Here is a 13,956-nt window from a genome sequence, read left to right as displayed (position 1 = left end):
GTTTCTAACTTTATTGTCAGATTAGAGCTTCGGACCAGCAGCAACCAGAGCCTTACCAGCTTCGTTGCCAGTGAACTTAGCGAAGTTCTTGATGAAGCGGCCAGCCAGGTCTTTTGCTTTTTCTTCCCATTGGCAAGCGCATTCGTAAGTATCGCGAGGATCAAGAATCTTCGGATCTACGTTAGGCAATTCAGTAGGAACCACGAAGTCGAAGAAAGGAATAACCTTCGTCGGAGCCTTGTCGATAGAACCGTCGAGGATAGCGTCGATGATACCACGAGTATCTTTGATAGAGATACGTTTGCCGCTACCGTTCCAACCAGTGTTAACCAAGTATGCCTTAGCACCAACCTTGTTCATCTTCTTAACCAATTCTTCTGCATATTTAGTAGGATGCAAGCTCAAGAAAGCAGCACCGAAGCAAGCAGAGAATGTCGGAGTCGGTTCAGTGATACCACGTTCTGTACCAGCCAACTTAGCAGTAAAGCCAGACAAGAAGTAGTACTGAGCTTGTTCAGGGTTCAGGATAGATACCGGAGGCAATACACCAAATGCGTCAGCAGACAAGAAAATTACCTGGTGAGCGTGAGGACCCTTAGAAACCGGTTTAACAATGTTATTGATGTGGTAGATAGGATAAGAAACACGAGTGTTTTCTGTTACGCTCTTGTCAGCGAAGTCAATCTTGCCGTCAGCAGCAACTGTAACGTTCTCCAACAGAGCGTCACGCTTGATGGCAGCGTAGATATCGGGTTCGCTTTCTTTATCCAAGTTGATAACCTTAGCGTAGCAACCACCTTCGTAGTTAAATACACCTTCGTCATCCCATCCGTGTTCGTCGTCACCGATCAACAGACGTTTCGGGTCAGTTGACAAGGTAGTCTTACCAGTACCGGACAGACCGAAGAAGATAGCAGAGTCAGTGCCTTCCATATTAGTGTTGGCAGAGCAGTGCATAGAAGCGATACCACGCAACGGGTTCTTGTAGTTCATGATAGAGAACATACCCTTCTTCATTTCACCGCCGTACCAAGTGTTCAAGATAACCTGTTCGTTGGTCTTCAAGTTGAATACAGTAGCTGTTTCAGAGTTCAGACCCAGTTCCTTGTAGTTGTCAACTTTTGCCTTAGAAGCGTTGAATGATACGAAATCGGGTTCTCCGTAGTTAGCCAGTTCTTCAGCAGTCGGGCGGATGAACATGTTAGTTACGAAGTGAGCCTGCCATGCCACTTCCATGATGAAACGTACTTTCATACGAGTAGCGGGGTTGGCACCACAGAAGGTATCAACAACAAACAGACGCTTGCCGCTCAGCTGCTTAACAGCTTTAGCTTTCAAGTCAGCCCAAGCTTCTTCAGAGCAAGGTTTGTTGTCGTTTTTGTATTCTTCAGAAGTCCACCATACAGAATCTTTGCTGGCTTCATTCATTACGAAGAATTTATCTTTAGGAGAACGACCGGTATAGATACCTGTCATTACATTTACAGCACCCAGTTCAGTTACCTGACCTTTTTCAAAACCTTCCAAACCTGGTTTGGTTTCTTCTGCGAACAGTACATCGTAAGACGGGTTGTGGATAATTTCCTTCACGTCTTGGATACCGTACTTGCTTAAATCTAAATTTGCCATTTCTTTTAATGATTTAAAATGTTGGTATTTGGTTTATAATCTCTTTCCTTAATCTCTTTTTACCTTTGATTTACAAGGGAAAACGGGTGTAGAAAAGCTCTTTTTTTCCTGCTTTTCAGCAGGTCCCTTGTTTTTCGCCTACAAAAGTAATACTTTCTTTTTAAAGAAAAGCTCTATTAGAGAAATTTTTCTCTAATAGGAAATCTTTTATAAAACCATAACAATATCTGCTAACTGAATGTTGCAAATTGAGTGAAATTCGTTTACTTTGCAGCAGATTTTAATGTGCTAATGTGCTGATATGCCAATGTGCTAATTGCCATGCGGCATTACGTACACCACATTTGCACATTAGCATATTTGCACATTAGCACATTTATAGTTATGAAGGTTATCAACTTTGCCGAGACAAATTCTGTCTTGAACCAATACGTGGCGGAAATTCGTGATGTAGCAGTCCAGGGCGACCGTATGCGTTTCCGCCGTAATATTGAACGCATTGGAGAGATAATGGCGTATGAAATGAGTAAGGAACTGACGTATTCTGTCAAGCAGGTACAGACTCCCTTGGGGGTGGCGTCGGTCAGCACACCCGATGACGAGGTGGTGATTGCCACTGTTTTCCGTGCCGGATTGCCTTTGCATACTGGATTCTTGAATATGTTCGACCATGCCGGGAACGCTTTTGTTTCCGCTTACCGTTATTATAAGGATAAGGAATGCCGTACGGTGGATGTACACATCGAATACATCGCTACTCCGGATTTGTCCAAGAAGACATTATTGATTGTAGACCCGATGCTTGCCACGGGAGAAAGTATGGAATTGGCCTGGAAGGCCTTCGTCACCAAGGGGATGCCGGCCAAGTTGCAGATAGCTTGTGTCATAGCCAGCCAGCAGGGCGTAGAGCATCTGGAAAAGCTGTTCCCTGGAGATGAAGTGACCTTGTGGTGTGCAGCAATCGACCCGGAGATGAACGAGCATTCCTATATCGTTCCCGGGCTGGGAGATGCCGGAGATTTGGCGTTCGGTGACAAGATATAAGGTTCATATATCTTTTCCATCAGCCTTTTCCCAAGTGCGGGCCTATAATGCCCCGGTTCATAATAATTGTGGATGTCTTTCGTGTATTCGTTGATACCGGTGAAATCAAACACATTCCGTTTTCCGAAGAAGCGCTTTAGCGTCTTTACGTCGGCAGGGTTTATGTTGACCTGCAGGTAGTCGGGACTGATAATGATTTTCACATCGGTATTATGCTTCCGGCAAATCCACTTTATTTCCTGCAACAAGCTGATTTGCTTTTCCCTGAGCACTTGGGGGGCTTCCCGGTATTTCCCGTCTCTATAATTCTTCATTTTCTCTTTGGTGAATTCTCCTTTCCGGTTTTCCCAGTACTTATCTCCCTCTTCCTTTATCATTTTCTCTCTGGGATTCAGCACATCATTGGTTACCGGGTTTCGGGTGGAGCCATAGGGGTTTATAATCCCTTTCATGTAAGGGCGATAGGTATGGAACAGCTTGTAGTCCAGATAGGGGAAGAGAAAGTTCGGGTAGAAGAAGGCTTGGCAGAATTCCTTCTGAAACTTGAAGTTGCTTATTCCCGATATGGCGGGCGGCAGAATGTTGGAATGTCCGGTCAGGCAGCGGTCGTTGTGCAATGATTCCTTGTCGATAATCAGCAGCAGGTTCTTGATTGTTGCACCTGCCTTGTCCAGTGCCTTCAGCTTCAGGCAGACGGCGGCGAGGCTTTCGGCATTTCCGAATAGCCGTACGGCCCTTCCGCCGTGGAGGTATTTCTCCCATTCATGGCATTGATAAGCCATAGTGCAGGAGTTTCCCATGATATAGGAGTCGATGGGGATGGTATCCCGGTTGTTCAGATACATCTGCCACCCCACGTACCCTTCGTTTAGTACAACCGGGGTTTGGTCGTATCGTTCATAGTTCTTCAGGACCATGAAAGGGTCGTCCAGGAAATAGACTGCCAGTAGGGCTATAAAAGGGATAAAAAGGATAAAGAGCTTTTTCATGAAACGTATGGCTGCGTTCCGTTCGCTGTTTTTCTTCATCATGTGTCTTTATTGTCAAAATTGTAAATATATGAAGCTGTCCGAGTTGAACTGTCCCAGTGTGAAAAGTATTATGGCGAGCAGATAATAGATACTCCATCTTACGGCTGTCGGCTGTCGTCCGAGGGCTTCCAGCAAATCATGCTTGGACATGAAATATTCGTAAACCAATATCAGTACGAGTGCGCTTCCTGCCACAATGCTGTTGTGGTCCGGCATTCCGATGTTCATTTCCTTCCAACTGTAATGTACGCCGAAGGAGAGGTGGCTGATGTAGTGGAACGCTTCGGCCATGGAACTTGCCCGGAAGAATATCAGAGATACGGCAAAAAGTAGGTAGGTCCTTACGACGGATAATGTGGCATATAAGCGGCTTCCCAATTGGGCTTTCAGTCTGCGGTGAAATGTCGTGGTCTTCATCTCGTAGAAGATGATGACACCTTGAATTAGTCCGTAGACAGCGAAGTTCCATCCGGCACCATGCCAGATACCCAGTCCCGTGAAGGTCAGCGCCAGACTTAGAAATACGCCCCATTGTCCCCATCCACGCAGGCTCGAGGACAACGGGAGGTACAGATAGTCGCGTACCCAGAATGAAAGCGACATGTGCCATCGGCGCCAGAAGTCGGCAGTGGTCTGTGCAATGAACGGCCGGTTGAAGTTTGGGCTGAGCTTGAATCCCAGCATGCGCGCTCCTCCCAATGCGATGTCGGTATATCCGGAGAAGTCGGCATACAGCTCTATCGGATATAGGAGGCATGCCATCAGCAATTGCACGCCTGAGGCTGTGTATACCGACCCGAAGACACCGTCTATGTATGGGGCGATGGAGTCGGCCAGTATCAGTTTCTTTATCAGTCCCACGACAATCAGTCTCATTCCGTAGACCATGGATGCATAGTCCGTAGCTTTGCAGGACTTCAGTTGGGGGAGCATGTCACCTGCCCTTTCTATGGGACCGGAAAGGAACTTCATGAAGAAGAGCATGTATATCATGAAGTCGGGCAGGCTCTTTTCCGGTTCTTCTTCTTGCCAATAGATTTCTGTCAGGTACGAAATGGCCTGGAAAGTATAGAAAGAGATTCCCAGCGGAAAAAGGATGTGGCAGTCTGTAAGCCGGTCGGCATACCGGAATGCCAACCAGCTCACGACCAGAAAACACACACCTGAAAAATAAATTCCCTTCATGCTGCTTTCCCGCTTGGTCTGTCCTATCCATTTGCCAAGGTAGAAGGTGGTAAGCGTGAGGATGAGGGCCGTTATCAGAAAAGTGAGGTGGTAGAAGCCTATGAAGAGGCAGCTGGCTGTCAGTAAGGTCGCTTTTCTGAATCGTGAAGGAAGCGTATGGTATAGAATGAAAGTACACGCAAACAGTACGACGAAGTTCAGGGATATGAATGACATTTCCTAGTTGGTTTTGGTTAAAATGGCATGGCAGATGTCTCCCACGTTTTTGAGTTTTACAATATCTCTGAAGGTGAAGCGTACATTGAATTTCTTCTCTATCTTGTTTATCAGTTGCATGTTGGTCAGTGAATCCCATCCTTCCACATCCTGGGCGGTGGTCTCATTGTCAAGTACAATGTTCTCTCTTTTCAGTACCTCCCGAAAGATGAGGCTCATTTCATTCAAAATAGTCTGTGTATCCATTGTCAAGTTTAAATTAGTTCTTGTATTTTCTTTCTGTCTGTTTTGCTACTGGTGTTCAGCGGAAACTGTTCCAGGCAATGCATATGCTTGGGAATCATGTAGTAGGGAAGCCTGCTATACAGATATTCCTCCATCTGCTGTTTGTCGAGCTGTTTCTTCTCTACGACGAGATGTAGTTCGCACTGATTGCCGTTGTCGTATTTGGGAATGACGACTACACGGCATTCACCGTTGAAAAAGTTTTTTGCCACATGTTCAATCTCGCTCAGCTCGATGCGAAATCCTTGTATCTTTATCTGTGAGTCTTTTCGTCCGCAATAGATGATGTCACCGTCGGCATCCATCCGGCAGAGGTCTCCCGTCTTGTAGTATACTTTTCCATTGGCGGTCTCTACGAGGCATTCCCCGTTTTTTTCGGGAGCATTCCAGTATCCACCCATCACTTGATTGCCGCTAATCCATAGTTCGCCGGTTTCTCCGGTAGGCAGCGGGCGACCGTCGTTATCCATAATTAGGGCATCGATGCCTTCGAAAGGCCTTCCGATAGCGGTCATGCCGTTGTGATGCTTGCAGGAGGTGACGGGTATCCGGTAGGCAGTGCAGTAGATGGTTCCCTCTGTCGGTCCGTATAGGTTTATGAAAGAGGCATTGGGGACACATTTTCTGAAAGCATCCAACAGCTCCGCGTCAGAAGCCTCGGCAGTAACCACTAGATATCTAAGTGCGGGGAGGTGTATCTCCGGAAAATAGGGACGTAGCAGCTGGAGCAGTGAAGGGGCCACGGCAGCGAAGGTCAGGTCGTATTTTTCCAGAGTTTCAATTACGTTGATGTATTTCACGCCTTCCGGAGAAACGGTGTATATGCAAGCACCCAGCGTCAGCGGATATAGAAAGGATACGATGGAAACGTCGAAAGTGAGTTCGAACATCTGCAGCATCCGGTCGTTTTCGTCCAGTTGCCAGTCGAGGCGGTGGTAGGCGGTATAGAAAGCATTTAGGTTACGGCGGGAGATGGGTACTCCTTTGGGTTCGCCCGTGCTTCCAGAGGTAAAGATGATGTAGGCATTTTCCTCTTCTGCCGTATGGAGGATGTCTTCTGCGGCATGGAACGTGGCGGAGTTCTCTGCCTGCTCTATTTCGGAGGTACATATCAGTTCCAGATTCCGGGTGTCGAGGTTCAAGATATGGATATTCTCGGTATGCAGCACGAGGCGAATGCCTGCCGAGTCGGCAATTCTGTCGTTCCTATGTTTGGGGTAGGAAGGATGGAGGATGACGTATGTCTTTCCGCAAATCAGTGCAGATAGTATGGATGCGTATGTTTCCAGTCTGTTTTCTGCGACGATGCCGATAATTTTGTCTTCTCTGTCCTTGAATAGGGAGGATATTTTCTGTACGCAAGTTGCCAGCTCTCCATAAGTGCAGGCCGTGTCTTCGATGACGAATGCTGGTCGGTCGGCATATTTGCCGAAGGCTTTCATGATGTCGCCAATCAAGTCATTTGGATATTTTTTCATTTAGTCCGTTATGTTATAGTTCAGTTTTTGCGGAAGCGATGTTTGTCCGTCGTTTATTAAAGACAGTGGTTTCCCGCAATCTCCCTACCGGGAAATCCTTAAGATTTCTAAAAAAGGAGGGATACTGTTCGGAATAAAAGAAACAGAGGGGGCAAATACATACTCACCACAGGATAGCACGGATTAACACTGCTAAAAACTCTTTATTATCAGAACTCCTAAGGCAATCTGTGTTAATCTGTGTTATTCTGTGGTGAGTATGATATACTCTTCGGGCAAAATGGGTTTGCAAACAAAGTCCTTATTTTGCCCAGAACAGTTTGTGGTAGTAAGTGTCTTCGGCCGACACCTCTTTATAGTAGGGATTGTAGTTGACTTCCGTATTCGGGTATCTCCAGCGGTTCGGCACATTTGTGATGGTACCGGCTACTTCGGGGAAGACCAGGCCGGACGGATAGCCGGTACGTCGGATGTCACTCCATGCCTCGCGACTGGCCAGGAAACCGAAATGCAGCCACTTTTGGGTAATGATAGCATCCAGCTTGTCTGCATATTCCGTGCTGTTCCATTTGGCAGCAGCGAAAGAGGCTGTTTCTTCGGCAGTGGGGGCATTATACCGGCGTGCGTTTTCACCCGTACTTACCGAGTCGTAATAGTAGTAAAGCGTGATGGACTGGCCGACAGCCTTTTTGAACTCTTCTTCCGCTTTCGCTTCATTCTTTGCCACTCCATACCCCATTTCATAGGCTTCCGCTTTCAGGAAATGGATTTCGGGTGAGGCCATTATCAGCATGTCGAATTTATCGTTTTCCCAAAAGAAACCTTTCTGCGTGATTTGTGAGAAACCGGTGTTGCTGGTATTGACTTCGTCTTGTGCCTGCGAGTTGTAATATTCCGTCAGCTCATCCGCCACGGTGAGGTCTGTGCCCAGATAACGGTGCTCGTCCAATTGACCGGTGTTTTGGTTGGTAATCTTCACGGGATTGAAGTTGAGCAGGATGCGCGGGTCGTCTTCTCCTTTCACATAAACGCCGCTCAGTGGGTCATTGCTGGTCATATCATAGTTGCCATGGCCCAGCATGCGGTCGATGATGGCGCCCGAAGCGAGTCGGTTGGTTACCCAGTCACCCAGTCCGTGGCCTGCGGTGAAGTTCAGTTGCCCAGACTTCTGGTTGACAATGAGAATGTTGTTTTCTTGTTCCTCTATCAACGGATAGGCCGACGGATTTTCCAGGATTTCCTTGATGGCGGTACGGCCTTCCGCCTGCAAGTCTCCCTGCGCGGCTACGCGCAGGGCAAGGCGTAGGCGCAAGGAGTTTGCATAACGTTCCCATTTGTCCATGTCCCCGTTGTTGATAAAGTCTTGTGTATTGAAGTTCCTCGGTGTGGGGATGGAGCGGAACCGCGGAGCAATTTCTTTGAGCTCGTCAAGAATGGTTTTATATATATTCTCGGCCTTGTCATAGTGAGCATACGATTTACCTACATCGTTGGTAAGCGGCAGCGTGCAAGCTTCCGAGAAAGGCATATCCCCGAAAACGTCCACTGTGGCGGCAAAGAAATCGTACAACTGTACTTTGGCGGCAAGATAGAATGCCTCGTCCTGGGCTTGTTCTGCCGCGCTTTCTTCCTCGTAGAGAGATTCCAGCTTACGGAACTGGGCCAGTGCCGAATACACATTGTCCCACTGTCCGTCAATAGCGGGTATATAGCCGGGGGTATACATATCCGTAGTGTTGGAGTAGCCGAAGGTTTGTGCATACTTGCCCGTAAACTGTGAATCGAATCCGAAGAACCGGTTGTATTCGTAAACATCATAGTCCTTTACTTTTTGGAAGACTCCTACCATCAGATTACTGATGGTGACTTGGGTTACTTTGGAGGGGTCTTCGTATTTGCTGTCGAAGTCATAATCCGTACAGCCTGATGTTGTCAAGAGGAATGCTCCCAATGAAACAAGAGATAATATCTTTGTCTTTTTCATACTCTTTGTTGTTTTTTGGATGGTTGTTTTGTCAGAAACTTGCACGAAGTGAAACACCGAAACTGCGGGTAGCTGTGGTAGAACTTCCCACGGTAGCCTGGTTGGCCCAGGATGTTCCGACGGACGACTCCGCATCGTAGTTTTTCAGTGCTTTGTAGAAGTAGAAGAGATTACGTCCGAAGACCGACACACTCAGCCGGCCCAGTCCCAGTTTGGAGATCATCTTTTCGGGAAATTGGTAGCCGATGGTCAATTCACGCAGTTTGACATAAGAATTGTCGAATACCGAATGGCGGTATGTCAGCTGTTCGGCCTCCGTTCCCCAATTATAGGTGGTGTTGTAGTAATAGCCTGCCGGAATGATACGTGTGTTTCTTTCGCCAGTGGAGGCCACTACACCCGGAAGAATGATGCCGTCGTGGTAGATTATCTCTCCGTTGGGGCCGGCACCCGTGGAAGGGTCTACTTGTACCGGAATTCCGCTGGAATTGTTGTCGCCCGGATAGTAATAGGATAGTCCGCCGTGTTCCGTATCACGGTACTTTAGGGATTCGGGTGTCAGACCCACTGCGGTGGCATATTGGTTCATTTCGTTGATGACATCTCCTCCGATGCGGAAGTCGATACTGAAATCGAGGAATACATTCTTGTAGGAGAAAGAGTTGAATAGACCTCCTACGCCTGCTGGATTGATGTTGCCGACTTTCTGCAATTCGGTTTGGTTGAGGTAAAGACCTTTATCGGAAACGAGGTACTCACCGTTTTCGTTCACCTGGGGAACCTGCGCATAGATGTCACCCATTGGCTGGCCTTCCACAGCTTGTATTTTTATTCCACTGCCTCCGGAGTTGAGTATTTCCAGATAGGGCACTCCATCGGCCAGTTTCACCACTTTGTTCTTATATACACCATAGTTGGCTGTCAGGTCCCAGCGGAAATCTCTGGTCAGTATGGGAGTGGCACTGATTGATATATCCCAGCCGTGGTTGGCTACCTCGCCCACATTCATCAACACATTCTTTACGCCTGATGTGGAAGGTTGCGGCGTGGAGAGTATCTGGTCCTTTACACGGTTGTTGTAGTAGGATATATCTATACCCAACCGGTTGTTTAAAAACTTGCTTTCCAGACCTATCTCGTATTCGTACTTCTTTTCCGGACGGATATCTGCATTCCCCCATGAAGAGGGAATGGTGTTCCAGGTGAATCCGTTGTCTGAACCTTGCTCGTAGACGATATTGGCGGTATAGGTTTCAGGAGCATTTCCTACGATACCGTATGAGAGGCGCAGTTTTCCATAGTTCCACCATGACGGCATGTGGAAGGCTTGGGTGAAGAGGAAACTCAGATTAGCGGAAGGATAGAAAAAGCTCTGGTCTTTTAGGGTAGACGAGCGTTCCTGGCGTCCGGTCAGTTCAAGGAATAGATAGTTGTCCCATCCCAGGCTCAGTGTACCCATATAGCCGGTTTTCAGTAGTTCCATACGTTGCAGGGTACTGCTTGGCGTGTAGCGGCTGGCATTGAGGTCGAACCAGTTTTCCGTGACAAGCCCGCCATTGGTGGAGACCCTCATATTGTTCATATTTTCGTAGCGTCCGGTCCAGCCTACGGTGGCGGCAATGTCGAAGCGGTTGATATTATAGTTGAAGTTCAACATAACATCTCCATAGACAATGTCGTAACGGCGGTTGATGGACTGGAAGCTACCGTTGGGGTCGTATAGGGAATTGGGTTGTTCGCTTTCATATTTCAGTGTTTGCTTCACATCTGTGATATCAGTTGAAACCTGGGCGCGCAGACTCAGCCAGTTGGTTATCTGCCAGGTGGGGCGAATTATACCGATGAGCCGATTCTCTGTCTCGTCGCTATGGTGATGGTACATATTCCACAGCATGTTGTTCACTCCGGTGGCGTAACTGGGGTCGTAGGCCCATGATTCCTCAGGAGTCAGCGTGGCGTTTCCTCCGACAAAGGTATTACGGTATCCCAGACTGGTGACGTAGCTTTGTTTCAGATAGGGAATGTCCAGGAAGGTGGAGAACATGTTGCCGAAACCGCTGTATAGGTTGAGCGAGGTTTGCGGACGGTCTTCTACATTCTGTACGATGTAGTTAAGGGAGTATTCCAGTTTCAGCGGTTTCGCCAGTTGATACGAACCGGTCAGCTTGAAGTTGTGTTTGGTGAAGCTTCCGGTCAAGGCATTGGGAATCTCGTCCATGAATGTGTAGGAGAAGCGGTTGCTGGTGGTTTCCGTCCCTTGTGAGATGGCGAGATTGTAAGTCTGGGTCCAGCCGGTGCGAAACAACTCTTTCCACGGGTTGTCGGTCAGTGCCTGGTAGGGGCGCATCTTCCCGTCCCAGTAAAGTACCTCGCTACCGTCGTATTTCGGGCCGAAGGACAAGGTGGTGGAACGGAGGCTTTTGTAGCTTTGTCCGTTTAGGGTTCTCTGATAGAAGCCTCCCGTCTGTTTCTCATAATCGCTGTATGCGGTGTTGTAGGTTCCCGGCCCGTATACGGTCTGTACTTTTGGCAGATAAGCCGGTAAGTTTGCCATGACTTGGGCATTGAAGTCCACCGTCAGCTTGCCACTTTTGGCGCGTTTGCTGGTGATGACTACCGCACCGTTTGCAGCCTCCGAGCCGTAGAGAGCTGTGGCGGAAGCTCCTTTCAGAATACTGAGGCTCTCGATGTCCTCTGGGTTGATGTCTACCAGACCATTGGAACGGATTTGTCCGTCGTTGCCAAATTCAGCGAAGTCCGTGCTTTTGCCCGTGCCGCCGTTGCGGATGGGTACCCCGTCCAGAATGATGAGTGGCTGGTTATTTCCAGTGATAGAGGTCAGGCCGCGTACGTTGATGGAGACAGCTCCGGCAGAACCGCCCTGTGTTTGTGTAATGCGGACTCCCGGTGCTTTACCGTACATGGCAGAGGCAAAATTGGGTGCTCCTGCCTTTACCAATTCGTCTGCACTGATGGTACTGATGGCATAACCGACACGTTTCGTATCTTTTTTGATACCCATTGCCGTTACTACGACTTCTTTCAGTTGCTGGGTATCTTCGCTGAGTGTAATCTTCAGGTCGCCTTGCTTTTTTCGTTTTGCCAGGTTTATCTCCCGGGTGGCATAGCCCATGTAAGCGATAGAGAGTGTTGCATCTGCAGGAACGGTCAGTGTGAAGTTGCCGTCCACATCGGTAATGACGCCGTTGTTGGTACCTTTCTGTATGACGCTGGCACCGATAAGCGGTTCTCCTGTTACATCTCTCACAATGCCTTTAATGGTTCGGTTTTCTTGTGCGAAGGCTGTTCCGGTGAAAAGAAATGCTAATAACCAACTTGCAATAATCAAACTTTTTTGGAAGTGCGACACTGAATGTGGAATGTCACACCGTTTTCTCATCCTGATTTTCATACTACTGAAAAATAATTGATTTATCTTATTATAAATATTACGTCCTTTCGGCGGATATTTTAGCAAGAGATATGCCAAACGAAAGGCAAGCTATCCTTTCAAGGATGAATAATGTTGATAATCAATCGTTTATTTTTAATTGGGAAAAGGGAAGTTCGGGTGTTTGTGGTGTGGAGATGTGGAAAAAATCCACAGTAGGTATTCCACAATTTCCTTCTCTTCCCTTGAAGTCTTGTTGTCGGCCCTTATTGGTAGCCTTGTTCGTCGGAGGTATGTTCTATCGCTGTAATAAAATCTGGTGCAGTTGCAGTGGTTGCATTTTCTTTTCAGGGTGGGAGTGCTTTTGACCTTTATCTGGGAAGGATTACTCGAACGAAGGAACCATCAGCCTGCGGTTTGTGAGAGAAAGGATAGGTAGGTACTCTTACTTTTGGGAAATTAATATCATGTTTGCACCTTATTTGTTTCGTGCAAACATAATATTAATAAGAAATGATACAAGCTATTAATATTGCAACTCAAAAGTGTGGAAGCAAAATGCGCTTCCATACTTTTGAGTTGCTTCCACAGCATCTGAAATGCCGTTGGATAAGAAATTTCGGCAGATGAGTGGAAGTGTGGAAGCAACTTATGCAAAAATCTTAGTGGTTTATTTTACTTCCCACGTATCGTTCGTCATCAATAACTCCTCGAAGTTGTGATACTTCTTCTTGGCAGACACCTCTTCGATTTGTTCATGAACGGCATCGTCGTAAGTAGGAGCTTCCACATCGCGGATAACACCGAGTGCAATCGGGAAGTCGGGACCTTCCATTAGGGCAAGCTTTAGTTGCAGGGTGTTGTCCATGCAGTGGGCATCGTGGATGAGGATATCCTTCTCTGTAATGCCGTTCTCACCGAGTTTCACGACTTTCAGACCAAAGCCTTCCTGCATCAGGCCGTATTCGTTGTTCTCGCCGAAGAACATCGGTTCGCCATGTTTCAGGTAGATGGCATTCTTGGAGCGGTCTTCCTTTTTGGCTACGGAGTCATGCGTACCGTTATTGAAGATAACGCAGTTTTGCAGAATCTCGCAAACGGAAGCCCCTTTGTGAGCCATGGCTGCCTTCAATATTTCCACTGTCCCCGGAGCATCGGTAGCTACCGCGCGGGCAAAGAAACGGCCACGGGCACCGAAACAAAGCTCTGCCGGGTGGAATGGATCTTCTACCGTACCGTAGGGAGACGACTTGCTGACGAAACCACGCGGAGAGGTCGGGGAATATTGACCTTTGGTCAGACCGTAGATGCGGTTGTTCAGCAGAATCATGTTCAGGTCGATATTACGGCGTACGGCGTGGATGAAGTGATTACCGCCGATGGCCAGACCGTCACCGTCGCCGGAGATTTGCCATACCGTCAGGTTGGGATTGGCAACCTTGGCACCTGTAGAGATGGCAGCAGCACGTCCGTGGATGGTCTGCATCGCATACGTATTCATATAATAGGGCAGACGGCTGGAGCAGCCGATACCTGAGATGACGGCATTCTCCCAAGGAGCTTTGCCGATTTCTGCCATTGCTTTGTGCAGTGAGGCCAGAAAGAAGTGGTCACCACAACCCGGACACCAACGAGGTTGTCCTTTTTTATAGTCTTTTGCTGTATATTCGCACATAATCTTTTTAAATTGATAGTTGATAATTGATAGTTGAT

General features: G+C 47.7%; 9 protein-coding genes. 1 reads left to right on the top strand and 8 read right to left on the bottom strand.

Features of this window, described 5'->3' with window-relative positions:
* Nucleotides 1–21 precede the first annotated feature (21 nt).
* Nucleotides 22–1,629, bottom strand: a complete 1,608-nt coding sequence (gene pckA / locus JXR92_RS03135; protein WP_008662559.1) for a phosphoenolpyruvate carboxykinase (ATP) — start codon at nt 1,627–1,629, stop codon at nt 22–24.
* A 384-nt stretch (nt 1,630–2,013) separates the two neighbouring features.
* Here pckA and upp point away from each other — a divergent pair, with 384 nt between their 5' ends.
* Entirely contained in the window at nt 2,014–2,673 is a 660-nt protein-coding gene (gene upp / locus JXR92_RS03130; protein ID WP_005830723.1) for a uracil phosphoribosyltransferase, read from the top strand.
* Here upp and JXR92_RS03125 read toward each other — a convergent pair.
* The 7 genes from JXR92_RS03125 to JXR92_RS03095 form a co-directional block, all read right to left on the bottom strand.
* The gene (locus tag JXR92_RS03125) at nt 2,616–3,704 is read right to left on the bottom strand and encodes a histidine kinase (protein ID WP_138346259.1); all 1,089 of its coding nucleotides are present in this window, start codon (nt 3,702–3,704) and stop codon (nt 2,616–2,618) included. The genes upp and JXR92_RS03125 overlap by 58 nt on opposite strands.
* A gap of 12 nt (nt 3,705–3,716) precedes the next feature.
* Nucleotides 3,717–5,105: an MBOAT family O-acyltransferase gene (locus JXR92_RS03120; RefSeq protein ID WP_138346261.1), complete on the bottom strand. Its 1,389-nt coding sequence runs from the start codon at nt 5,103–5,105 to the stop codon at nt 3,717–3,719.
* Nucleotides 5,106–5,108: 3 nt separating this feature from the next.
* Entirely contained in the window at nt 5,109–5,351 is a 243-nt protein-coding gene (locus tag JXR92_RS03115; protein WP_005830717.1) for an acyl carrier protein, read from the bottom strand.
* An 8-nt stretch (nt 5,352–5,359) separates the two neighbouring features.
* A complete protein-coding gene (locus tag JXR92_RS03110) occupies nt 5,360–6,868 on the bottom strand; it encodes an amino acid adenylation domain-containing protein (protein WP_138346263.1) in 1,509 nt (502 codons plus the stop codon).
* Between the two features lie 301 nt (nt 6,869–7,169).
* Complete coding sequence (locus tag JXR92_RS03105; protein ID WP_138346265.1) at nt 7,170–8,852, bottom strand: SusD/RagB family nutrient-binding outer membrane lipoprotein; 1,683 nt, start codon at nt 8,850–8,852, stop codon at nt 7,170–7,172.
* A gap of 31 nt (nt 8,853–8,883) precedes the next feature.
* Complete coding sequence (locus JXR92_RS03100; RefSeq protein WP_390437454.1) at nt 8,884–12,264, bottom strand: SusC/RagA family TonB-linked outer membrane protein; 3,381 nt, start codon at nt 12,262–12,264, stop codon at nt 8,884–8,886.
* Between the two features lie 649 nt (nt 12,265–12,913).
* Complete coding sequence (locus JXR92_RS03095) at nt 12,914–13,918, bottom strand: 2-oxoacid:ferredoxin oxidoreductase subunit beta (RefSeq protein ID WP_131225597.1); 1,005 nt, start codon at nt 13,916–13,918, stop codon at nt 12,914–12,916.
* Between the last annotated feature and the right edge of the window lie 38 nt (nt 13,919–13,956).

This window comes from Bacteroides parvus (genome assembly GCF_017309675.2).
Classification (GTDB): domain Bacteria; phylum Bacteroidota; class Bacteroidia; order Bacteroidales; family Bacteroidaceae; genus Bacteroides; species Bacteroides uniformis.
Note: the sequence above shows the minus strand (reverse complement) of the source record. Positions and strands in the feature narration are given on the sequence as shown.